General features: G+C 59.2%; 16 protein-coding genes, 1 tRNA gene, 2 other RNA genes and 1 pseudogene. 2 read left to right on the top strand and 18 right to left on the bottom strand.

The genetic code is table 11. The features are described from left to right. Positions 1-2 precede the first annotated feature (2 nt). From bcsD to M2416_RS16155, 17 genes and pseudogenes are all read right to left on the bottom strand, one after another. Positions 3-479, bottom strand: a complete 477-nt coding sequence (gene bcsD / locus M2416_RS16235; protein ID WP_161795662.1) for a cellulose biosynthesis protein BcsD — start codon at positions 477-479, stop codon at positions 3-5. Next, on the bottom strand, positions 479-4531 hold the full coding sequence (locus M2416_RS16230; protein ID WP_076946232.1) for a cellulose biosynthesis protein BcsC: 4053 nt from the start codon (positions 4529-4531) through the stop codon (positions 479-481). The genes bcsD and M2416_RS16230 overlap by 1 nt, the downstream gene beginning before the upstream one ends. Beyond that, the gene (gene bcsB / locus M2416_RS16225) at positions 4528-6918 is read right to left on the bottom strand and encodes a cellulose biosynthesis cyclic di-GMP-binding regulatory protein BcsB (RefSeq protein ID WP_259225707.1); all 2391 of its coding nucleotides are present in this window, start codon (positions 6916-6918) and stop codon (positions 4528-4530) included. Before bcsB ends, M2416_RS16230 begins: the two co-directional genes overlap by 4 nt. Continuing rightward, positions 6915-9026 (bottom strand): UDP-forming cellulose synthase catalytic subunit, encoded by a 2112-nt coding sequence (bcsA, locus tag M2416_RS16220; RefSeq protein WP_076946234.1) that lies wholly within the window; start codon positions 9024-9026, stop codon positions 6915-6917. Before bcsA ends, bcsB begins: the two co-directional genes overlap by 4 nt. A 19-nt stretch (positions 9027-9045) precedes the next feature. Beyond that, positions 9046-9838: pseudogene (locus M2416_RS16215) on the bottom strand (cellulose synthase operon protein YhjQ/BcsQ). 1 nt (position 9839) lies between these two features. Next, entirely contained in the window at positions 9840-10424 is a 585-nt protein-coding gene (locus tag M2416_RS16210) for a cellulose biosynthesis protein BcsO (RefSeq protein ID WP_259225705.1), read from the bottom strand. A gap of 485 nt (positions 10425-10909) precedes the next feature. After that, positions 10910-11923, bottom strand: a complete 1014-nt coding sequence (dppF, locus tag M2416_RS16205) for a dipeptide ABC transporter ATP-binding subunit DppF (protein WP_259225704.1) — start codon at positions 11921-11923, stop codon at positions 10910-10912. Beyond that, a complete protein-coding gene (dppD, locus tag M2416_RS16200; protein ID WP_076946238.1) occupies positions 11920-12903 on the bottom strand; it encodes a dipeptide ABC transporter ATP-binding protein in 984 nt (327 codons plus the stop codon). Before dppD ends, dppF begins: the two co-directional genes overlap by 4 nt. Before the next feature lie 10 nt (positions 12904-12913). Beyond that, entirely contained in the window at positions 12914-13816 is a 903-nt protein-coding gene (gene dppC, locus M2416_RS16195; protein ID WP_259225703.1) for a dipeptide ABC transporter permease DppC, read from the bottom strand. A 9-nt stretch (positions 13817-13825) separates the two neighbouring features. Continuing rightward, a complete protein-coding gene (gene dppB / locus M2416_RS16190; protein ID WP_041143140.1) occupies positions 13826-14845 on the bottom strand; it encodes a dipeptide ABC transporter permease DppB in 1020 nt (339 codons plus the stop codon). A gap of 106 nt (positions 14846-14951) precedes the next feature. Beyond that, the gene (dppA, locus tag M2416_RS16185; protein WP_076946239.1) at positions 14952-16559 is read right to left on the bottom strand and encodes a dipeptide ABC transporter periplasmic-binding protein DppA; all 1608 of its coding nucleotides are present in this window, start codon (positions 16557-16559) and stop codon (positions 14952-14954) included. Positions 16560-18228: 1669 nt separating this feature from the next. Further along, positions 18229-18362: non-coding RNA, RtT sRNA (locus tag M2416_RS16180), on the bottom strand. Between the two features lie 33 nt (positions 18363-18395). Then, a non-coding RNA gene (locus M2416_RS16175) (RtT sRNA) lies at positions 18396-18529 on the bottom strand. A 33-nt stretch (positions 18530-18562) separates the two neighbouring features. Further along, positions 18563-18639 (bottom strand) — tRNA-Pro (locus M2416_RS16170). 81 nt (positions 18640-18720) lie between these two features. Then, on the bottom strand, positions 18721-20421 hold the full coding sequence (eptB, locus tag M2416_RS16165; RefSeq protein ID WP_076946240.1) for a kdo(2)-lipid A phosphoethanolamine 7''-transferase: 1701 nt from the start codon (positions 20419-20421) through the stop codon (positions 18721-18723). A gap of 241 nt (positions 20422-20662) precedes the next feature. Further along, a complete protein-coding gene (locus M2416_RS16160) occupies positions 20663-21865 on the bottom strand; it encodes an L-lactate MFS transporter (protein ID WP_041143143.1) in 1203 nt (400 codons plus the stop codon). Between the two features lie 354 nt (positions 21866-22219). Next, positions 22220-22861, bottom strand: a complete 642-nt coding sequence (locus M2416_RS16155; RefSeq protein WP_041143144.1) for a hypothetical protein — start codon at positions 22859-22861, stop codon at positions 22220-22222. Between the two features lie 158 nt (positions 22862-23019). Between M2416_RS16155 and tag the strand changes: the two genes are divergently transcribed. Both tag and M2416_RS16145 read left to right on the top strand, forming a co-directional pair. Continuing rightward, entirely contained in the window at positions 23020-23601 is a 582-nt protein-coding gene (gene tag, locus M2416_RS16150) for a DNA-3-methyladenine glycosylase I (RefSeq protein WP_076946242.1), read from the top strand. After that, complete coding sequence (locus M2416_RS16145) at positions 23579-24025, top strand: N-acetyltransferase (RefSeq protein WP_041143146.1); 447 nt, start codon at positions 23579-23581, stop codon at positions 24023-24025. The genes tag and M2416_RS16145 overlap by 23 nt, the downstream gene beginning before the upstream one ends. Here M2416_RS16145 and M2416_RS16140 read toward each other — a convergent pair. Then, entirely contained in the window at positions 23988-26318 is a 2331-nt protein-coding gene (locus tag M2416_RS16140) for a molybdopterin guanine dinucleotide-containing S/N-oxide reductase (RefSeq protein ID WP_259225697.1), read from the bottom strand. The genes M2416_RS16145 and M2416_RS16140 overlap by 38 nt on opposite strands. Positions 26319-26465 lie beyond the last annotated feature (147 nt).

The following is a 26465-nucleotide window of genomic DNA, read 5'->3' as shown; positions in this document are numbered from 1 at the left end:
CGTTATGGATGAAAGTAGAGAAACTGAACGTCAGACACAGAAAACAGCCGCTCACGCTGCAACACAACGTGCGCGCCGCCGCCCTGCCCCCTCAGCCAGCGGGAATAAAGCCCTTCGAGTATGGCACAGAATGCATTACACCAGCGCACGCGACGCGCTTCATCGCGGCTAACCGGCATCGCCCGATGGCGCAGCCGCAGCCCGTCGTCGCCGACGTCAACGCTGACCACGCCCCACTTGAAGCGGCTCAGCAGCTGGTTGATATTGGCCTCCAGCTGGCCGACCGTCTCCGATTCCGGCAGAGGATAGTTGTCCGCCAGCTCCTCACCCATCTGGCGCAGAAAGGGCTGACTCTCCAGCTCGCCCGCGTTGCTGAGCATGCCATCCACCATCACGATCAAGAGATCGAACCATCCGGCAGGAGTCTGCTGCTGCTGAAACCAGGCCAGCGCCTCGGCGTTATTATTTTCCGTCATGATCAGTTATCTCCTAACATATAGCGGATATAAAGACCGGCGGTGCTTTCGTTATAATCGCCGAAGGTGTCATAGCCTACCTGGCCGCCAAGCGTCATCTGTTTGTTTACCTTGTAATCCGCGCCGGCTCGCAGGGTGTAGCCAATGCCGCTCTTCGAGGTTGCCGAGTAGTAAGCTTCCTTGGCGTACCCGTTAGTTACCGCGGTTTCCAGCGTCCGCTGCCACTCAGAGTTGGTCGGGAAGTAGGCGCTCTTATCCTGGCTATAGGACTGGTAGCCCACCGAACCGCCCAGCTTCATCGTCCAGTTATCGTATTTCTCCGTCAGGTTGACCGGCAGCGAGACGCTCACGTAGTTTTGCGGGCTGAAATAGCCCCCCTGACCGTAGGTGAAGTAGCTCAGGTTTTTCGAGTAGTCCATGTAGCTCATGCTCAGGCCGGTCTGCAGCTGCCGATACTCGTCGTGGTAAGGCCGCAGATAGACCCCGGCGTTGGCGTTAACGCTGGTGTTGCTGGCAACGTTATCGCCAATATAGCTATAGCCCCCGCCGCCGACGTAGAAACCGGCGTCGCCGTCATCGTAGCTCAGCTGCAGGGTGCCGCCGTTTTTGGTCACCTGGCCCCAGTTTTTCCCCGAGTAGGAGTCTTTAAGGCCGACGTAGGAGAGCAGGCTGTCGGTCAGCGAGCGGCGCTCGCCGGTGAAAATCAGCGACAGATAGTTGGTCAGCTTCGGCGACCACTTCACGCCCCCGACGACGGTGTTCAGATCCTGGCCCAGCGGGGTACTGCCGATGTCCACGCGGTAATCATCCCCGCTCAGCGCCAGCGCCAGCTCGACGCCGTTGGCCTTCTGCGCGTCCGTCGAGCCGCTGGCCTGGTCGACGTTCGGTTTCAGGCTGGAGGCGGCCAGATAGCTGGCAACCTGTCCGGAATCATAGGCTCCCAGCTTCGCCAGGTTCTCCATGCCGCTGCTGGTCGTGGCGTTAAAATCGGAGGCGTTCAGCGTCCCCAGCGAGCTCAGCGCCGAGGCCCCTGGATTGCTGGCAAAGTAGGTCTCCTGCTCGGTGGGCGTCATCGCCGCAATCGCCGCCTGCTCGCTGGTCACGGTACTAATCATATTAGAGACCGCGTTAGAGAGCGGGTTCGCGCCGTAGCGCCGCCACGCGTCACCGGTCGCGGTCCCGGCATTCAGCGTGATCGGCGTGACCGTGAAATCAAAGCGCGAATCGCCAAACGGCGATGAGGACCAGGTCAGCGGCGTTTTCATTTCCGTCAGCTTGCTGGTACCGGATTCGCCATCGCGCCCGCGCACCTCCATGCCGCCCTGCAGCCAGCTGCCGGTTTTTTCCTGCAGCGACTCCATCATGGTATCCACCTGACGCAGCATCCGGGTCTGCGCGGTTTCTACCGGCAGGTCGGGACGCTGGATCCCCGGCAGCGAGGTCCCGGCGCCTGCCGATACCTGCGAGACCTGCCACGGCATATACTGCCCGTAGGTGGAGGCCGTCCGCGTCGCCGTCGGGGTGCGGGAGACGCCCACAAAGGGGTTATCCGCCGCCAGCACGCCGCCAACGGTCGGCGTTTGCGCGCTGTTGCTGCTCTGTAAGCCCAGCAGCTTGCCGCGCGCGCTGCGCAGATAGGTCATCGCCTGCTGATGGTTACCCTGCGCCTCTTCGACCCGCGCCAGCAGTAGCAGGCGGTCCGGCGAATTATCCTGACGCAGGCCGCCGGCGAGCTGCTCCGCACGGCGGCTGTCACCGGACGAGAGCGCAACGTCGATCGCCCCGCTGCGCGCCGCCTGATCCGGCGTATCGCGGGTCATCAAATAGTCGTAAACCACCCCGGCTTCTTTGTTCATTTTGCCGCTCTGGTAGAGACGCGCCATCGCGAACATCAGATCGGTATTTTGCGGGTCGCTTTGCATCGCGCCCATCAGCTTGTCGTACGCCGCGGCGTAGTTCCCCTGCTCGCGCAGATGATCCGCTTCGTTAATCACATAGCCATTGCGAATGCTCGCCAGCTGCGTCGGCGTACTGCTGGCCTGCAGCTGCGGGTTGGTCAGCAGATTCTGCGCTTCGCGGGTCAGACCCGCCTGATTCAGCACCGTCACCTGATCGGCATAATCGCCGGCGTTGCCCGAGATCCCGCCGCTGATGTTGTTGCGTACCAGCGAGACGGCGGTCGTGACATCGCCGCTCTGCGCCAGCAGCCGCGCCAGCTTGCCGACGTCCGCCGGCGATTTCGGCGGCGTAGCGGCCATCGCCCGCAGGGTGTTGGAGGCGGCAACCGTATTGCCCTGCGCCAGGTAGTTTTGCGCCGTCACCAGCTGCAGGTTGTAGTTCACCCGCTGATGGAGATCGCGCATTTGGCTGGTCTGGCTGGCGGCGGGAATACGCCCCAGCAGCGTTTGCGCCTGCTGCCAGCCGCCGTTTTCGCTGGCATAAAGCGCCGCGGCGTACAGCGAGGTGCTGCTGGCGCCGGGACGCCAGGCCGCCGCCATCGTCGAGGCGGCCTCGCTCTCGTTACCCGATTTTTGCAGCAGCCGGGCTAAATCAAGCCGCATCCAGGCGTCATCCGGGTAGCGGGATACGCCCTGGCGCAGCAGCGCGATGGCGCCGCTCACGTTGCCGCTGCTGGCCTGCTCCTGCGCCTGTCGGCGCAGCGAATCCCCCGGCATGCCGGTCACCACGCGCGGCTGCAGTTTTTGCTGCAGGCTCTCCGGCAGCGTGCGCAGCATCGCCTGCGCCTCCGCCGTTTTATTCTGCTCGCGCAGAACGTAATAGAGGCTCTCACGCGCCGGACCGTTTTGCGGCTGCTCGTTGAGCAGCGAACGCAGCGTCTGCTCGGCCTGCGGCAGGTCTTTGTTATGTCGCAGAACGTCGGCGCGGAACAGTTTTGCCGAGGTGCCTTGCGTCCCGCTCTGCTGGGCCAGCGGGGCGGAAAGCGCCAGCGCCTGGCTGATATTGCCCTGCTTATAGGCCTGCTGCGCCTGGGCCAGCTGGCCGTAGAACAGCGCATCGGCAGCCTGCTGGCGCCGCGCGGCGGAATCATCGCCGCCGAGATCCGCCGCCCGGGTCAAATACTGCGATGCCGCCTGGAAATCGCCGTTACGCTGCGCGATATAGCCCATGCCGGCCAGCGCATCGGCATCCTGCGGGTTGGTTTGCAGCACCTGTTCAAACTGCTGCTTCGCGGCGGTGGTATTGCCGCTGTTAAGGTTGGCATACCCCTCCCCGCGCGCCTGGCCGCTGAGCCGCTGGCGATAGTAGTTCTGCACCTCGGTATCCTGCGGGTGGCGCTGCATCCAGGTGTCGTAAAACTGCTGATCTCCGGACTGCGGCCCCAGCCACAGCAGCGCCTGGCGCAGCCCGCTGTCGGCATCTTTGCTGCCGCTGGCCATCGGCTCCAGCATCGCAATCCCTTCCCGACGAGTGTCCTCACGCCAGGTCAGCGCTTTACCCAGCGCCACGCGCGGCGCGTTCTCCTGCGGATGCTGCGCCACGTACTGGCGCAGTTCGCCGATCGCCTGCGAATAGAGCGCCTTATCGCTGGCCATCGTCATGTAGTATTCGGCCGCCAGTCCCGACGGCGGAACGTTGCCGTTAAACATGCTGCGCCAGGTAGCGAGGGCGGCGGGCACGTTGCCGCTGCGCGCCTGCTGCCTGGCGAGACTCAGCTGCCCCTGTGGCACCTGGGTCATTTTTTTGGCATTGTCGAGCTCCTGCAGACTGGCGCTGTTCGGCGAGGTTTTCGCCAGCCGCGCCCGCCACTGCGCCGCCGCCTGAAGATCGCCGCCCTGCTGCGCCCAGAGCGCCATCAGGTACAGCGCCTGGGTGTTGTTGGCATCCACCAGCAGCACCTTTTGCAGCGACTCCATCGCCAGCTCGTCGTGGGATTTTTCATGCCAGTAGTTGGCCTGGGCAAAAAGCGCCTGCAGCGCGGCATCGTTGCTCGCGGCAAGGGCATCGCCGAATGCGCCCAGCGTCAGCGCGCCTGACAGGCAGAAGGTCGATAGTCTGCGGGTTGCCCTGCTATTCATTTTGATCGCTCGTTTCATTGGCCATCCCCCGAACTCAAACGCTTGCGAGCATGCCGTTTAAACATGGCGGTTAACGCCAGGCCGATTATCGATGTGGCGAGAAGCCCGAGGATCGCCAGCAGGCCGGAATGCTGGTTAGCGTACCAGATAGCCATCATGTACCAGGGCATCTGCCCGCTTGGGAACGGCGTGCTGACCTGGAAGCTGCGTACGCCGTTATCGCTGGTGATCACCGCCGTATCGCCCCGAATGCCGGCGTTGATCCGCGGCGAGTCGAGGTCGCTTTTCAGCCTCGCGAGCTGATCGTCATTGCTGGCCATCGCCACCACCACCGTACGCTGGGAATTCCACGGCGAACGGTAGCTGATAAAGCCGCGCCAGGCGCTGCTGGAGGAGAAGTAGCGGTCGGCATCGACGCTGGCGGAGGTCCAGTCGCCGGTCAGCCAGCGCTGCACCTTCGCCCAGCCTCCCGACTCGCGGACGCTGAGCTGGTTATCCACCGGACTGTACGGAGAGTCCGCCAGCAGGCGCTGGTTAAAGGTTTTCTGGTCCAGGGCGCTGACCGCCAGCACGTCGCGATCCCGCAGGTACTGCAGGCCCGCGCCGCCCTCAGGAACCCCCAGCACTACCCGGTTGTTGACCAGCGCCGTGCCGGTGGCGTTACCCGAACGCGCGGCCAGGTTTAACAGGGTCGCCACCTGCGTGTCCGACGGCTGCTCCGGCAGCAGCAGCACGGTTTGCGAGTAGTCCGCCAGCCGCGAGAACGGGAACGAGGCGCCGACGAAATAGGAGAGGTTCGGCAGCAGCGAGAAGTGCCGCGTGTTGCTCAAATCAATCCATGAGTCGTCGGTAATGCGGCTCTTGATGTTGTTATTCAGCAGCACCGAGCAGGGGGCGTTATCCTTCGGCACCACGTTGAAGTAGAGCGAGAGCTGGTTATCCCCGTAGATCAGGTAAGGCGCCAGCGGGATGGTAAAGCGCTCCTGGCGGGCATCGCCGCCCAGGTGACGCCACAGCTTCTCCAGCGGTCCCTGCTTGTTCATCGGCAAGTTGTGCAGGAAGGTGTTGTTCAGCGTGACGCTCAGCAGGGACTTGTCTTCGTTGATCCAGCTTTCGGACGGGAAGCGGTAGCTAATCTGCAGGGGAATGGTTTCGCCATCCCACAGGTAGAGATCCGGCGCCGCGCGGAAAGCGACGCGCAGCGGCTCATGCCACACTCCGCTCACCGTCGTGCTTTGATCTTTACGCAGCAGCTCGCTGATTTTGACCGGCCGATCGGTTGGGATCCAGCGCGGGGCGTCGTACGGTTTACCCAGCGGAATAGCCTGCGGCTCCACCGTCATGCTCGCGGTCTGCGGCGCAATATTGCCGCGGGTCAGCCGCCAGGCCGCCGCGCGCAGCGCCGCATCGTTGTGCCCGACGATCAGCAGCAGCTTGTAGCTCGGGTTGCCGGGGTTATCAACAACCTGCAGCAGCGGCCTGTCGGTTTGCGGCAGGGTCAAACCGCCCACCTGGTCGCCCGGGTGGCCGATGATAATGCCGTTTCGCTCCGGCAAACGGTCGCGCAAGGCGTTGAAAGCAATCCCGCGATAGTCCGCCTGAATGCCCAGCCATGACGACAGCAGCGCCGCCGTGCTGAAGATATCCGCACCCGCGTTTTGCGGGTAGGCGACCGCGATATCCGCCGGGGTCATCTGCATGCTGTCGAAGAACGGCCGCGGGAAGAAGCTCAGGTCGTTGCTGATATTCAGCGGCTGGCTTTCCCAGCTAAAGCGCGAGGCGGGTAAAACGGTGATGCCGGAGGCGTCGCGCGCGTTGAGCAGACACTGCATGGCGTCGCCGTCGTTCACCTTAAAGCTTAAATTATTGCTCGAGACCATCAGCGCGGCCGGGATATCGAGCTGGAAGTGCGAGATATCGGCGCCGTCCGTGCCCAGCGGTACCGTACCCAGCGGCTGGCCGTTGAGCATCAGCTGCAGGGTGGCGTTGCGGGCGGCCATCTCCGGAGAAACCCGGACGTCCAGCATCAGCTCAGCGTGGGTGACCACCTGATCGGAGGGCAGCGTAAAGCTCGCGCCGCCCTGCAGCTGGCCGCCGCTGAGCATAATGCCGTCCGGCATCCCCATTTGCGCCAGATTCAGGCTGCCGCCGACGATCGGCGTTAGCGGCACCGCTTCCGGAGCGGGGTTACTGACCGGCGGCATCGCCGGCAAAGAAGCCGGCTCCGGCGTCGATTCGGCTTGTGCCGGCGTCGGCGCCGCGCCTTCATCAGGCGCGCTATCGCTCGCCGCGTCCGGCAGCGGGAAGTTCAGCGGAGCCGAGGGTTCGGCCGGGGCCTCTTCGCTATGCAGCGCGGGGGCTGAAAGCATCCCCGCCAGCAGCGCAAGGGTCGTTAATCGCTTCATAGCTGCCCCTCCTCCTGCGCGCTCTGCGCAGCAGAAGGTTGCCGACGGCGGTCGCGCCGCGTTTTCCAGGTCAGCCAGAAGAGCTCAAATACGCAGCGCAGGATAGTGGCGAAAGAGCGGAACGGCTTATCCTGCGGACGCGGCGGATTAATCCACGCGTCGGCGCGGGCCAGCACCACGCGCACCAGCTCGCGGCGCAGGGAGAGCGGGATATTTTCATCAAACTTGAGGCGAATAAAGCGCGCATCCGCGGTGACCAGCTCGGCCGGAATAGAGATAGCCCCTGACTGCAGAATCAGCTCAATCTCTTCGATTTTATCCTGCAGGTGGCGATCGTCAGGCACGGCGATACGACAGCCGCCCATCGACAGGTCGGCGGTATGGCTGCGGGAGACAATGCCGCTGGCATAGTGGATGAGCACCGGGATATCGACATCAATACGGATCGTTTTACGCACCTGGCGGGTTTCCCGCGCCACCGCAATCGCCGCCAGCAGGAAGATCAGGCTGTAGATCCCCCACCCGACGTTCAGCGCGATAACGTTGGGATCGGAGCCGAAATAGTCATGGCCGATGGCGCGCACGATACCCACCACGACGCCCGCGCCCAGCAGGCAGGCCACCACCAGATGCGGCCTGACCACGGTAAAGTCGAAATAGCCGACGTCCAGCAGGCCGCCCTTATCGGTCACGTTGAATTTGCCGCGTTTGGGGAAAATCATCGTCACCAGCGTCGGCAGCACCAGGTGGAATGCCAGAACGATGTCGTAAATTTCACCCCAGAAGCTGTAGCGGTAGCGGCCGTTCATTCTCGAGCCAACGTAGATGGCCAGGAACAGGTGCGGCAGGGCATACGAGACGATCAGGCTCGCCGAGGAGTAGATAATGTTCAGGTTAAACAGCAGGTAGGCCAGCGGCGCGGTAACAAAAACCACGCGCGGCAGCGCAAACTGGTAGTACAGCATGGCGCTGAGATAGCACAGACGCTGCTGGATGGTCAGCCCGCGGCCAAAGAGCGGGTTATCGAGGCGGAAGATTTGCGTCATACCGCGCGCCCAGCGGGTTCGCTGAATGACGTGCACCACTAAGCGTTCGGTGGCTAAACCTGCCGCCAGCGGAATATCGAGGAACGCCGATTTCCAGCCCAGGCGCTGAAACTTCAGCGCGGTGTGGGCATCTTCGGTGACGGTTTCTACCGCAAAGCCGCCAATCTGCTCCAGCGCTTTACGGCGAATAACGGCGCAGGAGCCGCAGAAGAAGGTCGCGTTCCAGTTGTCGTTGCCCTGCTGGATTGGGCCATAAAACAGCATCCCTTCATTGGGAATATTGCGCCCAACGGAGAGGTTACGCTCAAACGGATCCGGCGAGTAGAAGTAGTGCGGCGTCTGCACCAGCGCCAGCATCGGGTCCTTGAGGAAGCCGCCCACCGTGGCCTGCAGGAAGACGCGGGTGGCGACGTGGTCGCAGTCAAACACGCAGATAAGCTCGCCTTGCGTCAGGGTCATCGCATGGTTCAGGTTGCCCGCTTTGGCATGTTTGTTGTCGTTACGGGTGATATACCCGACCCCAACGTCGGCGGCAAACACCGCAAACTCGCTGCGCTTGCCGTCGTCCAGCAGATAAATTTTCATCTTATCCGCTGGATAATCAATGCACTGCGCGGCCAGCACCGTATCGCGAACCACCTCGAGCGGCTCGTTATAGCTGGGGATATAAATATCGACCGTCGGCCAGGTGCTCATATCGTCCGGTAGCGGGACGATTTCGCGCTTCAGCGGCCAGACCGTTTGCAGGTAGTTCAGTATCAGCATCACCCAGATATAGACTTCCGCCAAAAACAGCCCCATCCCCAGAATCGTTTCGATTCCGGAGTTAAAATGCAGGGTTTGCGTCAGGCGGAAATACATATAACGGGTCGACATCAGCAGCGAAGTCACGACCATAATGACGGAAACGCTGCGATTCTTACTGAATCCCATTAAGAACAGAATGCCGATACTCAGCAGACCAAAAATATACTGCTTTTGGCTGTCCATCGGCGTGATAACGACCAGTACGGCAACCGGCGACAGCAGCAGTACCAGCAACCAGAAAAGTGACTTTTTCATTCAGCAGCCCTGCAATAAGTTAAAGCCCTGACATGCGAGGCTGGCTGTGCACCGTGCCGTCGCCAATATTGATACCCAACAGCGCAGAGATTTTTTTTGCAATGATTTCAATATCAAAGGCGGCTGCAGAGGATGAACTAAAGTCGAGAATCGACTTTTGGGAAGCATTTGCCTCTACGACGCTTTCATCACGGTGGATAATGCCCAGCAGGCGGTCGCTCAGCTTCTCCTCCATTAGCGCAACCACGTCGCGACTCACCTGGCGGCGAGTATCGCTCTGGTTTATCACGAAAAAGTGTCCGAACTTGTGATTAAGTTCACCGCCGGTTAAACGCTGCTTTTCCACGTGGGATAGCGTTGACATCGAGGCGGTGTCCGCCAGCAGCGGCACCAGGTGCAGGTCCGCCAGCGGCGTTAACGCCGTCAGCGCCGCGGAGGGACCCGGCGGCATATCGGCGATAATAATCAGTCCCGGGTAGTTGAGCAGCGCCGACAGCCCGCGCGTCAGGAAATGCGGATCGCTGGCGAGCCGTTCGTCAAACGCCTGACGCTGCTTTTCGGTGACGTCGCCATAGGGCAGCACGAAGATATTGCTGCCCGCGCTGAGCACGCACTGGCTCCAGTCGTGCAGCTCGAGCGACTTCGCTACGTACCCACGCTCATCGCTAAGCGGGACGCCAAAATGCAGGCGCAGCGCATTCTGGACGTCAAAATCCAGTGCCAGGACTTTGCTACCCGCGCGCGCCAGCGAGTAGGCCAGATTTGCTGCGAGGGTCGTTTTTCCTACGCCGCCTTTTGGAGAACACACGCAGATCAGCGGCATGTCGCAATCCTTTCTAAAAGAGATTTAAGCGGCTGATCTTTATCTTTAGCCGCAGGTTCAGCGACTTTCGTCGCAAATAAGTGCGCATAGCCTTCCGAGGCTGGCAGCGGTGCCGGCAGCGGACGAGGCGCAGCGGATGGCGGCGGGCTCATTGCCGGCGCGGGCGCTGTAGCCGGTGCAGGGGCGGGTATCGGTGCGGCAGCGGGGATCGCTGGCACCGCCTCCGCTGGGGCAGCGTCCTGGGCAACCGGGGACGGCGCAACGGCAGCCGGCACGACGACAGGGGCCGCGGGAGGCGGCTCTGGCGTCAGGATCGGCGGAATTGGCTCGGGAGCGGCCTGCGCTGGTGCAGTCTCAACCCACTGAAACGTATCCGCGGGGACCTGCTGCGGCAGAGGTAGCGAGACCGATCCTCCCATTGCCAGCGAGGATTCTTTTTCCCCAGGCGCAAGCTGATTGAGAATGACCCAATCTCCCTGTTCCCGAGCGGCTGATTGTGATGAAAGGTCCTTGAAATGAAGACTTTGTGTCCGAGTCTTTTCCTTGAAGCGCTGCAAATCATCATAATGGTTCATAGATAACCCCATGATTTTAAATTCATTATATTTTAGCTGTTTTTATTTGGACCCTATACCTCTAGAGCATAGTGTATTTTATTGTTTTTCATAAAGTTAAGTTGATCAGGACGATCGGCTATGCGACAGCTTTTATCTGGATATAGGTCAGAGTGGCTTTAATGCACTGATAGTTATGCGATTACCCTATCACTTCTTATATGAAATGATAGCTCCATTTTTTAGGAGGTATCTTAAGGCGCAGATCACATTCACCTTACCAATTAAACCAACCAGTTTTTTATTCCGGACTTCAATCAATGATAAGCATAATAAGCATTAAATTGACGCTTCATTATATATTTTAGACTTTTTATAGATCTCTATATATAAGTCGAATGACTGATTCTTCTAAGAACAGAGGGCGCCTTTTTCGGCGCAAAAAGGGGAAGCAGGGCAATAGGGCTGCTGCCGACAGCCTTCGTTCTTCGGCAGCAGCGGGGTCATTACACCGGGCGTTTTTCCTGGTTTTCGTCCTGGTCAACGGCAAAGCAGGCTACCAGCTGGCCGCCGTACTCCTTCAGCTGCGGCTGCAGCTGGGTGCACGGCCCGAAGCGACGGCGGCAGCGGGCGTTAAACGCGCAGCCCGGCGGCGGATTCAGCGGGCTTGGCAGCTCGCCGGTCAGCTTAATGCGCTCCCGGCGATCGTCCGGATTCAGCCGCGGGGTGGCCGACAGCAGCGCCTGGGTGTACGGATGCTGCGGGTTGCTGAAGATCTGCTCTTTCGAACCTTTCTCTACGCAGCGCCCGAGATACATCACCATCACCTCATCGGCGATGTGCTCAACAACCGACAGATCGTGGGAAATAAACACATAGGAGAGCCCCATATCCTGCTGCAGGTCCATCATCAGGTTCAGCACCTGCGCACGCACCGACACGTCCAGCGCGGAGACCGGCTCATCGGCAATCACCACGTCAGGGTCGAGCATCAAACCACGGGCGATAGCAATACGCTGACGCTGGCCGCCGGAGAACATATGCGGATAGCGATCGTAGTGCTCGGTTTTCAGCCCCACTTTCGCCATCATCGCCAGCGCTTTCTCGCGACGCTCCGCCTTGCTCAGCGACGTGTTGATCTGCAGCGGCTCTTCCAGAATCTGCCCCACCTTTTTACGCGGGTTCAGCGAACCGTACGGGTTCTGGAACACAATCTGGATTTTCTGCCGACGCAGGCTCTGCGCCTGGGGATCGTGCTTCAGCAGATCCTGTCCCTGGTAGTACAGCTCGCCGCCGGTAGGGATTTCAATCATCGTCAGCAGGCGGCCGAGGGTTGATTTCCCGCAGCCTGACTCCCCTACCACCGCCAGCGTTTTGCCGCGTTCGAGGGTAAAGGAGACGCCGTCCAGCGCCTTAACCAGCCTTTCAGGGGAAAATATCCCCTTCTTCACCGGGTAGTATTTTTTCAGATCGATGGCCTGCAACAGCAGCTGTTGCGCGGTGGCCTGTTCGGTACTCATAGGGTTGGCCTCCCGGCATCATCGAGTGGGAAGTGGCATTTGGACTGACGTCCGTGGTCCACCAGGTTCAGTTCTGGCTCTTCGCTGCGACAGCGGTCCGTGGCATACGGGCAGCGCGGATTGAGCAGGCAGCCGTTCGGGCGGTCATATTTCCCGGGAACCACGCCCGGCAGCGACGCCAGCCGCGCCTTATCCTGGGCAAACTCCGGCAGCGCGCGCAGCAGCGCCTGGGTATACGGATGGCGCGGCGCGCGGAAGATATCCTTCGCATCGCCGGCTTCCACAACCTGACCGGCGTACATCACGATAATTTTGTGCGCCGCTTCGGCCACCAGCGCCAGATCGTGAGTAATCAGGACCAGCGCCATATTCTCTTTCTGCTGCAGATCCAGCAGCAGCTCGATGATCTGCGCCTGGATGGTGACATCCAGCGCGGTGGTTGGCTCATCGGCAATCAGCAGCCTGGGCCGACAGGCGATGGCCATCGCAATCATCACGCGCTGGCTCATCCCGCCGGAGAGCTGGTGCGGATAGACGTCGAGGCGCGATGCCGGATCGGGAATCCCCACCAGCGTCAGCAGATCAATCGCCCGCTGAACGCGCGTTTTTTTATTGCCGCCCTGGTGCACCTTGATGGCTTCCATAATCTGGTAGCCCACGGTATAGCACGGGTTGAGGCTGGTCATCGGGTCCTGGAAGATCATCGCCACTTCGGCGCCCACCAGCTGGCGGCGCTCTTTCTCGGAGATGCGCTTCAGATCGCGACCGTTAAACTCCAGCTTGTCCGCCATCACCCGGCCGGGGTAATCAATCAGCCCCATAATCGCCAGCGAACTCACCGATTTACCGGAGCCGGATTCACCGACAATGCCCACCACTTCGCCCTGATTTACGCTGTAGCTCACGCGGTCTACGGCGCGGAACGGCGTCCCTTCGTCGCCGAAGTGCACCGATAATTTATCAACATTTAATAACGCCATCTCGAGCCTCTTACTGCTTCAGTTTGGGATCGAGCGCGTCACGCAGACCGTCGCCCATCAGGTTAAATGCCAGCACCGTCAGCAGGATCGCGACACCCGGGAAGGTGACGACCCACCAGGCGCTCTGCGCGAACTGCAGCACATCGGAGAGCATGGTGCCCCACTCCGGTGTCGGCGGCTGCGCACCCATGCCAAGGAAGCCAAGAGCGGCCATGTCGAGAATGGCGTTAGAGAAGCCCAGCGAGGCCTGAACAATCAGCGGCGCCAGGCAGTTAGGCAGAATATTGACGAACATCTGACGCAGCGCTCCCGCCCCGGCCACGCGCGAAGCGGTGACGTAGTCGCGGTTCACCTCAACCATCACCGCCGCGCGGGTCAGACGCACGTAGTGCGGCAGGGCGACAAAGGTGAGCGCCAGGGAGGCGTTAACAATCGACGGGCCGAAGATAGCCACCAGCACCAGCGCCAGCAGCAGGCTAGGCAGCGCCAGCATGATGTCGACGATGCGCATGATGATGGAATCAGCCACCCCGCCAAAATAGCCCGCTACCAGGCCAAGCACCACGCCGAGGATCAGCGACAGCACCACCACCAGGCAGCCGACCAGCAGCGACAGGCGGGCGCCGTACATCAGGCGCGACAGGATATCGCGGCCCACGTCGTCGGTACCCAGCAGGTGCGCGAAGCTCCCGCCTTCCTGCCAGGCCGGCGGCGCCAGCAGCACGTCGCGGAACTGGTCTGCCGGGTTATACGGCGCCAGGAAGTTGGCAAATACGGCGATGATAATCATGATCGCCACGTACACCAGGCCGACAACCGCGCCCTTGTTGCGTTTGAAATAGTGCCAGAACTCCTGCAGCGGGGTCATTGGCACCGGTGCGGCGACAATTTTATTTTCAGTAACTTGTGACATGATGGCCCCTTACTTCCTATGCCGAATACGCGGGTTCACCACGCCGTACAGCAGATCGACCAGCAGGTTGACGAGGATAATCATCGTCGCTACCAGCAGAACGCCGCCCTGCACTACCGGATAATCGCGGCGCTGCAGCGCGTCGATGAGCCAGCGCCCTAAGCCGGGCCAGGAGAAGATAGTTTCGGTCAGAATGGCGCCCGCCAGCAGCGTGCCCACCTGCAGACCGATGACCGTGACGACCGGCAGCATCGCGTTACGCAGCGCGTGGACCACAATGACGCGCATCCGGGTCAAGCCTTTGGCGCGCGCGGTGCGGATATAGTCCTCACCCAGCACTTCCAGCATCGACGAGCGGGTCATACGCACAATCACCGCCAGCGGAATGGTGCCCAGCACCACGGCGGGCAGGATCATATGCATCACGGCATCGATAAAGTCGCCCGGTTCGCCCCAGATAGCGGTGTCGATCAGCATGAAGCCGGTCAGCGGCAGGGTATCGTCAAGGAATACGGTATCGCTGATACGCCCGGAGACCGGCGTCAGGTTAAGCTGCACCGAGACCAGCATAATCAGCATCATGCCCCACCAGAAGATAGGCATGGAGTAGCCGGTCAGCGCGAGGCCAACGGAGGTGTGATCGAAGATAGAACCGCGTTTTACCGCAGCCAGTACGCCAACCGGAATACCGACGACGACGGCGAAAATCATCGCGCAGACGCCCAGCTCCATCGTGGCCTTAAAGCGCGGCACAAACTCTTCCCATACCGGAATACGGCTTTTCAGCGAGATGCCTAAATCGCCGTGCAGCACGCCCCAGATATAGTGGACATACTGCTGCCACATCGGCTTATCGAGGCCCATTTCGGCCAGCAGCTGAGCGTGACGTTCAGGGGAAATACCACGTTCGCCCGCCATAATCATCACCGGGTCACCGGGGATCATATGCACAAAGGCAAAGGTGAGAAGGGTAATACCGATAAATGTCGGGATGACAAGTCCCAAACGTCGGAGGATGAACTGCAACATAACCCGGATTCTCTATAGTGACGTTCTGCCTGGTGACAGGACGTCTGCATTGCTCACAATTGTCAATTCCCTCTCCCGGGAAGGGAGAGGGGGACCACACTGTTTATTATTCGATTGAGACGTTTTCGAAGTGGTGTTTGCCTAACGGATCGACCACGTAGCCTTTGACTTCTTTACGCACCGGCTCAAATACGGTGGAGTGGGCAATAATCAGCGCCGGAGCCTGATCGTGCATCACTACCTGGGCCTGTTTGTAGAGTTCAATACGCTTGTTATGGTCGTCGGTTGCGCGAGCCGGCTGAATCAGATCTTCAAACGGCTTGTAGCACCAGCGGGAGTAGTTGGAGCCGTCTTTCGCCGCCGTGCAGCTGAACAGGGTCGCGAAGAAGTTATCCGGATCCCCATTATCACCGGTCCAGCCCATCATCACGGTCTGATGCTCGCCCGCTTTCGCACGCTTGAGGTATTCGCCCCACTCGTAGGTCACGATCTTGGCCTGGACGCCAACTTTAGCCCAGTCGGCCTGAATCATCTCAGCCATACGGCGCGCGTTCGGGTTGTACGGACGCTGTACCGGCATTGCCCACAGGTCGATGGTGAAGCCTTTTTCCATGCCGGCTTCTTTCAGCAGCGCTTTCGCTTTTTCCGGATCGTAGCTGTAGTCTTTAACGTCGTCGTTATAGCCCCACATGGTCGGCGGAATCAGGTTCTTCGCCGCCTGGCCTGCGCCCTGGTAAACGGCTTTGATGATCGCTTCTTTGTTGACCGCATAGGTCAGGGCCTGACGGACTTTGACATTATCCAGCGGCTTCTTCTCGGTGTTGAACGAGAGGTAGCCGACGTTCAGACCCGGCTGCTCCAGCAGGGTAAGGTTTTTATCTTCTTTCATGCGCGCGATGTCAGCCGGGTTCGGGTACGGCATGATCTGGCACTCATTTTTCTGCAGCTTGGCGTAACGCACGGAGGCATCTGGCGTGATAGAGAAGACCAGGCGGTCGATCTTCGGCTTGGTGCCCCAGTAGCCCGGGAACGCTTTGTAGAGGATGCGCGAATCTTTCTGGTACTGCAGCAGCTGGAACGGACCGGTACCAATCGGGTTGAGGTCCACTTTTTCCGGCGAGCCGGCTTTCAGCATGTTGTCAGCATACTCTTTTGACAGAATAGAGGCGAAGTCCATCGCCAGGTCGGCGAGGAACGGAGATTCAGGACGGGTCAGCACGAACTGGACGGTATTGTCGTCCACTTTCTTCACTTCGCTAATCAGGTCCGGCAGGCCCATACCTTCGAAGTATTCATAGCTGCCGCCAGAGACTTTATGATACGGGTTTTGCGCGTTTTTCTGACGGTCGAATGAGAACACGACGTCATCAGCATTAAGGTCGCGGGTTGGTTTAAAGTCTTTATTGTCCTGCCACTTCACGCCTTTACGCAGGTGGAAGGTATAGGTTTTACCGTCCTCGCTCACTTCCCATTTTTCAGCCAGGCCCGGAATAACTTCGGTGGTCCCGGTTTTGAATTCCACCAGGCGGTTATAGATTGGCACCGAGCTGGCGTCATAGGTGGTACCAGAGGTGAATAGCTGTGGGTTAAAGCCTTCCGGCGAACCTTCAGAACAGTAAACCAGGGTCTTAGCTTGTACGCTTGCGGCAACGGTCAGAGCGACCAGGCTCAGGCCAAGCTTCAGCATCCCTGACTTTTTCAAGGAAATACTCATTATTCTGCTCCAGATGTGATGTTGTTTGCATATTTCCGCCAGACCTTTATTTATTTTTTACCCGGTCTGGTCGGTTGTGCCCGAGGGCGCTGAGAGAGATGGGGATTCCTTTCACAAAAACGACTGAGTTGCAGTGCGGATTCTCCATGAAATGCCCCTCATGCCCTACAATCTGTCAACAGAATGGGGAAACGTCAATACAGCCAACCTGGTTTTACATCCGGGGTGAGAAACCGCAGGCAAAGATTAAAAAAACTCCATGAGGCTATTTTCAGCAGAGAAATTTATGCTACCGGCAATGAACCAGCATAAACGCCTTAATACCTTTCAACATGTAGTGATAAGCAATTCTGGCAAATGGCCAAAATTTCTTACTATGTGACCAATATGTGAGCGATTAATAGCGCGAACGTTAAAACGCACAGCGGAAAATGCTGCCGTTATCCATAAGCTTCGCGAAAAAAGATCGGTTCATATATAAAAAAATACAATGGAAGATGTCACAAAATGATAAACAGGCGGGTAGAAACGGGGATCAGCGCCTTTTTAACGAGTCGGCTGGAATAGCGCACCCGCCGCGCCCGTTCAACGCGCATAGTACCGACCCTTCCTGACTTCGCCATGCAGAGCGTTCTGTGAAGAAAAGGCGTGCAGCGGGGCCCTGGCTCCCTGCCGGACGTCCGGTGAACGGAACGCCTACTGACTGATAAACATCCGCACCGGCTAAACTCATTCAACACACATCATGCCGTTCAGTTAAGCACTCATCGCCTCATACCTTCTTTCATACTCTTACTTCATATCATCGCCTCATCCCCTCCCCCTCACTCCGCGATGCAGAGCGTCCAGTGAAGAAAAGGCGTGCAGCGGGGCCCTGGCTCCCCGCTGAAATCGGCGAACCGGAGGCCGAAAGACAAGGGCTGGCCGCCAGGGATGGCGGCAAGAGGCGAATCGAGACAGGAGCGAGCCCCGAAACGGGCGAGCAGGTCGAGTTGAGCCGACCGCAGGCTGCAGGCCGGGAGGTGAGCGCAGTGCGCAGCACCGATTTCCGTGCGGGACCGCGGGGATTGTTAAGGGGAAGACGGTTATCTTCCCCTTAACCCGGTCACCTGGCACCGGGCCCGCATGTTCTGCCAGACGTCCGGTGAACGGAACACCTCCTGACTGACAAACATCCCCATCAGCCACTGACGCAAAAAAGCCCGTTCAACGCGTATCATGCCATGCAGTTAAACAACCATAGCCTCATACATTCATCTCCCCCCTCACTCCGCGATGCAGAGCGTCCAGTAAAGAAAAGGCGTGCAGCGGGGCCCTGGCTCCCCGCTGAAATCGGCGAACCGAAGGCCGGAAGACAAGGGCTGGCCGCCAGGGATGGCGGCAAGAGGCGAATCGAGACAGGAGCGAGCCCCGAAACGGGCGAGCAGGTCGAGTTGAGCCGACCGCAGGCTGCAGGCCGGGAGGTGAGCGCAGTGCGCAGCACCGATTTCCGTGCGGGACCGCGGGGATCGTTAAGGGGAAGACGGTTATCTTCCCCTTAACCCGGTCACCTGGCACCGGGGCCGCATGTTCTGCCAGACGTCCGGTGAACGGAACACCTCCTGACTGACTGACATCCGCACCGGTCACAAACGTAAAAAAGCCCGCTCTTAGAGCGGGCTTTTCAATTTGGTCGGTGATAGAGGATGACTTCGCCACTACGTGGCTCGCCCTACGGGCCGTTGCTAAAGCAACGTTCTCTCGCTGCGCTCGAGTCGAACCTCTGCCCCCGGAGGTTCTCATCCTCGTCGGGCCACAGACGTAAAAAAGCCCGCTCTTAGAGCGGGCTTTTCAATTTGGTCGGTGATAGAGGATGACTTCGCCACTACGTGGCTCGCCCTGCGGGCCGTTGCTAAAGCAACGTTCTCTCGCTGCGCTCGAGTCGAACCTCTGCCCCCGGAGGTTCTCATCCTCGTCGGGCCACAGACGTAAAAAAGCCCGCTCTTAGAGCGGGCTTTTAAATTTGGTCGGTGATAGAGGATTCGAACCTCCGACCCCTTCGTCCCGAACGAAGTGCGCTACCAGGCTGCGCCAATCACCGAATGCGGGCGCATCTTACTGCTGAGACCCACACCCGTCAATGCCTTATTATGAAAAAATCACTCAAGCGGCGAGAAACTCATCACTCTTGCGACTCCTTCACGGCTTTGCTCGCATCGGGAACGCGACACCAGTTGTTATTCTCATTAATCCCGCCGTCCGGCGAGGTGTAGCCGAGACAGCCCATAATGGTATCGTACAGCTCAACGTGACGACGCGGGACCTTCATCGCCGCCTGCTGCTTGAGTCGGGCAAACGAAGCCGCATGGTCGGGCGCTTCCAGATACTTATCCGACATCCACACCATCATCGGCACGCGGAACTGCTCCGGCGGCGCCATCTTGCGCGGCGTCCCGTGCAGGTGCTCGTGCTCGTTGATCGACTCACCGTGATCGGCGGCATAGAAGACAATCGCTTTCTTATCGCGCAGCTGATCCAGCACGCTAACAATAAAGTGGTCGACATAGCTCACGCTGTTATCGTAGGAGTTAATCAGCTCTGCTTTCGAACATTTGCTGTCCACGCCAACGCACTCCGGCTTCCACTGGGCGAAGCTGCGCGGGTAGCGCTGGGTATAGTTAAAGTGCGAACCCTTGGTATGCAGAATAATCAGGTGCTTGCCGCGGGTGTTCTTCACCATCGAGCGCTTAACTTCATCGATAAGCAGCATGTCATCAACGCTCTTACCGCGGTTACGCGGCTCGGCGCCAATCTGCTCGCGATAGGCGATAGTGTTCACCATCGTATTGCTGTAGAACCACATCTCGCTCTGCATGGCGTAGAGATCGCCGGTGAAGCCCAGCTGGTGCAGCACGGAAAACACGTTTTGCTCTTTCAGCGTACGCTGGGGGTTATCTTCCGCCCCGCCTTCGCGAACGAACATGCAGCGCAGAGAGAGCTTGGTCGCGGTATCGCAGGAGTAGCCGCGGAAGGCCACGAGATTTTTCTCCTGGGCCAGCTTCGGCGTGGTGTTGCGGCTATAGCCCAGAATCCCCATGTGATCCCAACGGGTCGTCTCGCCGATGATAAACACCACGTAAGTATCATCCAGCCCCTGCGGCGCAACGTAGGTGAATTTCTTCGCCGGGTTAATCAGGGAGCCGTTATCGGAGGATTCATCGACCTGCGCCCAGGCATACAGCCCCAGCGAGGAGAGCCAGTTCGAGGGCAGATAGGAGTTAGCAATCACCCCGCCGTAGCTCGGCATATCCACTTCTGAATTTCGCTCAACGTTCTTCTGGCGAACCTCAAGCAGGCGAATCGGTCCCCAGACCATCAGCCCGGCCAGCAGCACAATGGCAATATTCTTCACCCGCTGGCCCGGCGTGCGGATCTGACGCAGTAGGGTGTCGCGGCAGCGGTTATTCCAGATAAACAGCAGCGGCGGCGCGCTAACCAGCACCAGCCAAAGAATCAAATGCCAGCCGATCACTTCCTGGGAAAGATCGATATCCGTGGTCATCACCGAGGCAATAATACCGTAGCCAATGACCACGTTGAGGAAGGTCATATAGTAGCTGGCGGCGGCGGAGAACAGCACCACCAGCGTGGCTAATATTCGCCATAACCGCCGTCCCGTCAGCGACAGAATACGCAGCAGGAAGAAGGTTACCAGCACGGTCGCAACCAGTTCCACAAGCCCGGAAAGTCCTTTCCAGAAGGTAAATTCCTGAGCATAACCGTCGAAGCGACGGATAAAAACGGCAACGTTCATAAACCAGCCGATGTACAGCGCCAGCCATATACTGAGCGTCTGCTGCGTCATCGTTCTAATATATTTCATGCAAGAAAACCTGGAAAAAGATGAGATAGAACACCCCTCACTTACGCGATATAAGCAAGCAGGTTAATAGAGTGCGTTAAGGTTGGTTATGAGAAACCTCTACAAAGCGCGGTAAGTAGACCACAGAGGAAGGGAAAAGTATCAGGAGGGAATGTGATCCAACCAAATATTTACAAAATATCTGGTCGGATTGGCATTATTAGCTTAGTGAATTGATAGTCCGTCGCCGGATGGCGCGCCGTCAGGCGTGTGCAGCGCTGTAAACTTCGTTTTTTGGCTGGCGGATCGTCGTGGAAAGCGCCAGCGAAAGAATCAGCAGCGCGAAAATCACGCAGAAGGTGACGTAGAATCCGCCGAACAGGGACGCAATCAGCGACCCGCAGATGCTGCCGATACCGAAGCCCAGATAAATCACCCCGTAGTTTTTCGCCAGGTTGTTCAGGCCGAAGAATTCACTGATCAGGGACGGGAACACGGTGATCGTACCGCCGAAGTTAAAGGCCACGCAGGCAATCGCGGCAAAGAAGGTTGTGGCGTTCAGCGGGGCGAACAGCAGCGCCGCCATGCCGACCAGCGAAACGACCTGACCGATAGTGATCACGCGGATGCGGGAAATTTTATCCGACAGGATCCCCAGCACCAGGCGTCCGCTCAGGTTAGCGATAGAGATAATGGTCACCGCATTCGCCGCCGTCGCCACGTCCAGGTGCACCATCCCCTGCGCAATATCCTTCGCCACGCCGATAACGTACAGGCCGCTCATGCAGGCGGTCAGGAACATCACCGCGAGCATCCAGTACTGTGGTTTACGCATCGACTGCGCCAGCGTGAAGTCATTCTCCACCACCCCATTGCGGGTGCTGGCGGTATGGTTCGGCGCATCTTTCATCAGCGTGGCGCCAAAAACAATCATCACCAGCACAATCGCGCCCCAGATGATAAAGGTCTTCTCCAGCCCGACGGTGGCCAGCAGATGGCTATCAATAAATTTAAACCCGAGGCTGCCGAGGCCGTAGGCGCCAATGGAGAAGGCGGAAATCAGCCCTTTACGCTCGGGGAACCACTTCACGCAGTTGGAGAGCGTCAGCAGATAGCCGGCGCCGTCGGCCAGGCCCACCAGCAGACCGGCGCTCAGCCACAGCATCATCAGGCTGTTGGCGTGGGCGGTGAGGAAAAAACCGAGCCCGAGCAGCACGCCGGACGCCATCGTCACGCGTTTTACGCCAAAGCGTTCCTGTAGCTTACCGGCGACGGAGGAAGAGAGCGCCAGGCCAAGGCTCAGCAGGCCAAAGGAGAACGCCACCTGGCTTACCGGTTCGTCCAGCTTTGCGGAAAGAGAACTATTGAACAAACTCCAGGTATAAACCGATCCGAGCGCGAACTGCGTCACGATCGTGCCGAACAGCGTGAGCCAGCGGGTATATTGAGTAGTGGTAGCGTTCATGGCAGATGTCCTGAAATATTAACTGCCGCCACAATAGCGAAGTCCCCAAAAGCCCAGGGGAGAAAAGGCATGAAATGCCGTCAGCAGGGAATGAAATGCATAAATGCCGGAATGAATGACATGGCGAAACGGGCGCGGGCTCGACGGCAGGGAATAAGTTAGTGCCTGCTATCGCACCACGCCGCGCCAGTTCTGTGATCGCGAAGTTAAAAAGTGGTGCCAAACATGCTACATATGGACGACATAATTCACATTACAGAAGCAAAATAGCCACAGCGTAGCCGAGCGGCACGCCCGGCGATCTTATGCCAGCGTCGTGCGCGCAGGTCGCCGGAAGCCGTCCGGAAAGAGGGCTTAAAAATTGGCGCTGACCCCCATCAGGTACTGATAGTTTGCCCCGGTTGGCAGGTTATCCGCCTGCGAGAGCGCCGCCCATGCCGCAAGGTGCGAATTGAGCGACATATCCGCCCCGAAGGTGACATCTCGCCAGCCGCCGTCCTGGGTACGGGTTGGCCAGGGCAGCTCTGAAGAAAGCGCCTGGTTGTAGCTCACCTGCGCCCAGGGATGAATACCCCACAGCTGCTGATAATCCACGCGCCAGCCGAGCGTGTTCACGTAGCTGCTTTCCGCCGCGCGGCGAACGGGAGGCGGCTGCAGATCGCTGCGCAGGCTTGCCACTGGCCCTGAAGTCACGCCGTTGGCTAAGGTAAAGTTCCAGCCCACGCTCATGCCGTGCCCGGTATCCGGCGGCGCCAGCGCCTGGTTAAGGGCGAATCCGGCGGCCTCGCCGGTTGAATTGATGCGCTCAGCCAGAATGTCCTCATAGCGCGGTTGGTGATCGCTATCCCACGTATAGCGTTCAGGTGTATTACTTTTTGTATCGATAGCGATATATTCCTGTTGCCAGGCATTCGCCGTACTGACGCACGATACCCACACGGATACGCACGCCGGGAGGAAGTATCCCCACAAGCCATTGCATTTCTTTATTATCATTAAAGCGACTCCATAAAGAGCCAAACCGGAAGTATTGCTGTGTTTTTTATGGGATCTGATACCCCTGTATTTGGGAGTGGTATCCCTGTATTAACTATTATCTTTATCTTTCAGCCGTCAAGGTGAACGCGTAAGTTTTATTACTAAGGGAGAAAGACATGCAGCGTTGCGGATGGGTTAGCCAGGACCCTCTCTATATTCAGTATCACGATAGCGAATGGGGCGTAGAGCAAAGAGACGCCCGGAAGCTGTTCGAAATGATCTGCCTTGAGGGCCAGCAGGCCGGGCTTTCATGGATTACGGTGCTAAAAAAACGTGAGAACTATCGCCGGGCGTTTCACCAGTTCGACCCGGTTCGCGTCGCCGCGATGGATGAGGCCGACGTCGAGCGTCTGCTGCTGGATGCCGGTATTATTCGCCATCGCGGAAAAATTCAGGCCATTATCGGCAACGCGCGGGCCTTTCTTGCGCTGGAAGAAAAGGGCGACTCCTTCAGCAATTTTGTCTGGTCCTTTGTCGATAACCACCCGCAGATATCGCACGCCGCTACGCTGGCGGAAATCCCAACGACAACCCCCGCCTCCGACGCGCTGTCGAAGGCGCTGAAAAAACTCGGCTTCAAGTTTGTCGGTTCGACTATCTGCTACTCCTTTATGCAGGCCTGCGGGCTGGTAAACGATCACGTCACGAGCTGCTTCTGTTACCCCGGAGGTGCGGATGATCCGCAAGTGGGAAACTAAAGAGATCGGCCCGCTGCTGGCGCTATGGCTGGAAAGCACGATTCATGCGCATCCGTTTATCAAAGAGGCCTACTGGCATGAAAGCGTTGCGGTCGTGCGCGACGTTTACCTTCCCGCCGCCAGTACCTGGGTGTGGGAAGAAGACGATGAGATAAAAGGCTTTATCAGCGTGCTGGAGTCACGCTTTGTCGGCGCGCTTTTCGTCGCCCCTACGGCTCTGCGCCGGGGGATCGGCCGCGCGCTGGTGGACGAGGTCAAGCGGCACTATGCCTGGCTGAGCCTCGAGGTGTACCAAAAAAACCTACAGGCGGTGAATTTCTACCATGCGCAGGGCTTCCGGATAGAAGACTGCGCATGGCAGGACGATACCCTGCAGCCGACGTGGATTATGCGTTGGCCGGTGGATCAAACGCCGTTAACGTAAGCGCCGGGCCGGCGTATTTCTCCAGCCACGCCAGCGCCGTGTTTCCGGCGCAGCCGTTACCGAGGCGCGAAGTCGGAATATCCTTGGTCAACACGTTCACCGCGCCATTTTTACAGATCCCCGCCTGCGGGTCGATATCCGGCCAGGCGCCCTCATGGAGGCAGATAACCCCGGGGCGGATCCCCTCCGTCACCACCGCGCCAGCCAGAACCTGGCCGCGCGAATTCCATACCCGCACCAGATCGCCGTCGGCAATCTGCCGCGCCTCGGCATCCAGCGGGTGAATGGTTAACGGCTCGCGGCCGGCAACCGCGTACTGCTCCCGCAGAGCCGTGTGATTCAGCTGGCTGTGCAGGCGATGAGCCGGATGGGCGGAGAGCACCTGCAGCTGGCCCGGCTGCGCGTTGCCGTGCCATTCGTCCGGCGCCAGCCACATCGGGTGCGGCGGGCAGTCGGGATAGGCAAAACCGGCAATCGTCGGCGAGTGGATCTCGATTTTTCCGCTCGCCGTTTTCAGCGGATTAGCCTGCGGATCGGCGCGGAAGGCGGCAAAGCGGGCGAAGCGGGCGTTGTCGGGATTTTCCGGCATCTCAATCAGCTGATTATCCTGCCAGAACTGCTCGAACGGCGGCAGCGTAATCTGCTGGCTCGCGCCGCGCTGGGCCGCGGTGCGGTAGAAGCTTTCCAGCCACTGGATATCGCTTTTCCCCTCGGTAAAGCGCGCGCGGCCGCCCTCTTCCCAGCGCTCGCTGAGATCGGCAAACACCTCAAAGTCATCCCGGGCCTCGTCGCGCGGCGCAACCACGCGCTTCATCGGCACCAGATGCTGGTTGCTGTAATCGCCGGTCATGGTCATGTCGTTGCGTTCAAACGAGGTCGTCGCCGGCAGGACGATATCGGCGTGGCGGGCCGCAGCGGTCCAGAAGCACTCCGAAATAACGATAAGCTCCGGCTTCTGCCAGGCGCGGATCAGGCGGTTGGTATCCTGATGATGGGTAAAATTGGCGCCGCCCGCCCACCAGATAAAGCGAATATCCGGGAAGCATCGGTCCATGCCGTTGTGCTGATAGGGCGCGCCGGGGTTTTCCAGCGCTTCGACAATGCGCGCCACCGGAATTTTTTCCACCGCCTCAATACCGTCCGCCACGCAGCCCTGCATGGAGGCCAGTACCGCCGCCCGCCGGGTCGGATTGCCGCCGTTAGCAAAATGGTAGGAGAGGCCAAAACCGCCGCCCTGGGTGCCAATTTGCCCCAGCATCGCGGCCAGCGTGACCAGCATCCAGTGCTTTTGCTCGCCGAACTGCTGACGCTGCATGCCCCAGCCGGACATCAGCATCGTCGTATTTTCATGGAACAGTTTCGCCAGTTCGCGGATTTTAGCCGCACTTACGCCGCAAATCTCTGCGGCCCACTCGGCGGTTTTCGCCACGCCGTCGCTTTCGCCGGTCAGGTAGCGGGCGAAAATCTCATAGCCGCTGGTATAGCGCGCCAGGAAGGCATCGTCCTGCCAGCCGTTTTCGACCAGAGTCGAGGCGATCCCGAGCATCATCGCCACGTCCGTTCCCATATGCGGGGCCACCCAGTCGATATCCTCGCCAAAGAAATCAACGGTTTCCGATCGCATAGGATCGATGCAGATCACCCGCTTGCCGCTCTTGCGCAGCCGATCGAACCACGTCACTCCCTGCTCATCGGAGGCATTCCAGGCAATCTTCAGCGTATTCAGCGGATTAGCACTCCACAGCACCACCACGTCGCTATGTTCCAGCACCATTGGCCAGCTGGTTTGCTGCTGATACACCTCATTTCCGCCCACCACGTACGGCATGATCGCCTGCGCCGCGCCGGTGGAGTAATCCCCGAGGTGGCCGGTATAGCCGCCGGCCAGGCTCATGTAACGCTGCAGCAGCGTCGCCGCTTTATGCAGTACGCCGTTTGAACGCCAGCCGTAGGAGCCGGCAAAGATCGACGTCGGGCCGTAGCTCTCGCGGATCCGCTGATGCTGGGCATGAATAAGATCCAGCGCCTGCTCCCAGCTCACCCGGACAAACTCATCCTGTCCGCGTACGCCCTGCGGGCTATCCGGCGAGGCCAGAAAGCCTTTTCGCACCATCGGGTAGCGCACGCGGGTCTTGCTATGAACCTGGTCCCGCACGGCGGTTTGCAGAGAGTTTGCGAAGGGGGTTTCCAGCGCGCCGCGGGAGGAGAGGACATTTTCACCATCGGTTTCAACCAGCATCGGTCCCCAATGGGCCGCGGTGAGGATGGTTTCAGTTGCAGATGAGGTTGGCAAAGCGAGCTCCTGGTCAGCGAATGCAGGTGTTGTGACGGCCTGTTATTCGGCCGTTCAAGGTTACTTACAAATAGAGACGTTATCCGGGGAATTTTCTCCGCATCCGGGCGTCATAATCAACCGTCACGCGCGCTGTGACAAAGAATA

The organism is Klebsiella sp. BIGb0132, from assembly GCF_024810075.1.
In the GTDB taxonomy this organism is placed as follows: domain Bacteria; phylum Pseudomonadota; class Gammaproteobacteria; order Enterobacterales; family Enterobacteriaceae; genus Klebsiella; species Klebsiella terrigena.
This window is presented reverse-complemented; position numbering and strand designations above follow the sequence as displayed.

Excerpts from the sequence above, each read along its gene's own strand:
- M2416_RS16210 (WP_259225705.1), bottom strand. The coding sequence starts at position 10,424 with ATGAACCATTATGATGATTTGCAGCGCTTCAAGGAAAAGACTCGGACA.
- M2416_RS16160 (WP_041143143.1), bottom strand. The coding sequence starts at position 21,865 with ATGAACGCTACCACTACTCAATATACCCGCTGGCTCACGCTGTTCGGC.
- M2416_RS16145 (WP_041143146.1), top strand. The coding sequence starts at position 23,579 with ATGATCCGCAAGTGGGAAACTAAAGAGATCGGCCCGCTGCTGGCGCTA.
- M2416_RS16230 (WP_076946232.1), bottom strand. The coding sequence starts at position 4,531 with ATGAAACGAGCGATCAAAATGAATAGCAGGGCAACCCGCAGACTATCG.
- dppB (WP_041143140.1), bottom strand. The coding sequence starts at position 14,845 with ATGTTGCAGTTCATCCTCCGACGTTTGGGACTTGTCATCCCGACATTT.
- dppD (WP_076946238.1), bottom strand. The coding sequence starts at position 12,903 with ATGGCGTTATTAAATGTTGATAAATTATCGGTGCACTTCGGCGACGAA.
- dppA (WP_076946239.1), bottom strand. The coding sequence starts at position 16,559 with ATGAGTATTTCCTTGAAAAAGTCAGGGATGCTGAAGCTTGGCCTGAGC.
- eptB (WP_076946240.1), bottom strand. The coding sequence starts at position 20,421 with ATGAAATATATTAGAACGATGACGCAGCAGACGCTCAGTATATGGCTG.
- dppC (WP_259225703.1), bottom strand. The coding sequence starts at position 13,816 with ATGTCACAAGTTACTGAAAATAAAATTGTCGCCGCACCGGTGCCAATG.
- dppF (WP_259225704.1), bottom strand. The coding sequence starts at position 11,923 with ATGAGTACCGAACAGGCCACCGCGCAACAGCTGCTGTTGCAGGCCATC.
- bcsB (WP_259225707.1), bottom strand. The coding sequence starts at position 6,918 with ATGAAGCGATTAACGACCCTTGCGCTGCTGGCGGGGATGCTTTCAGCC.
- M2416_RS16155 (WP_041143144.1), bottom strand. The coding sequence starts at position 22,861 with ATGATAATAAAGAAATGCAATGGCTTGTGGGGATACTTCCTCCCGGCG.
- tag (WP_076946242.1), top strand. The coding sequence starts at position 23,020 with ATGCAGCGTTGCGGATGGGTTAGCCAGGACCCTCTCTATATTCAGTAT.
- bcsA (WP_076946234.1), bottom strand. The coding sequence starts at position 9,026 with ATGAAAAAGTCACTTTTCTGGTTGCTGGTACTGCTGCTGTCGCCGGTT.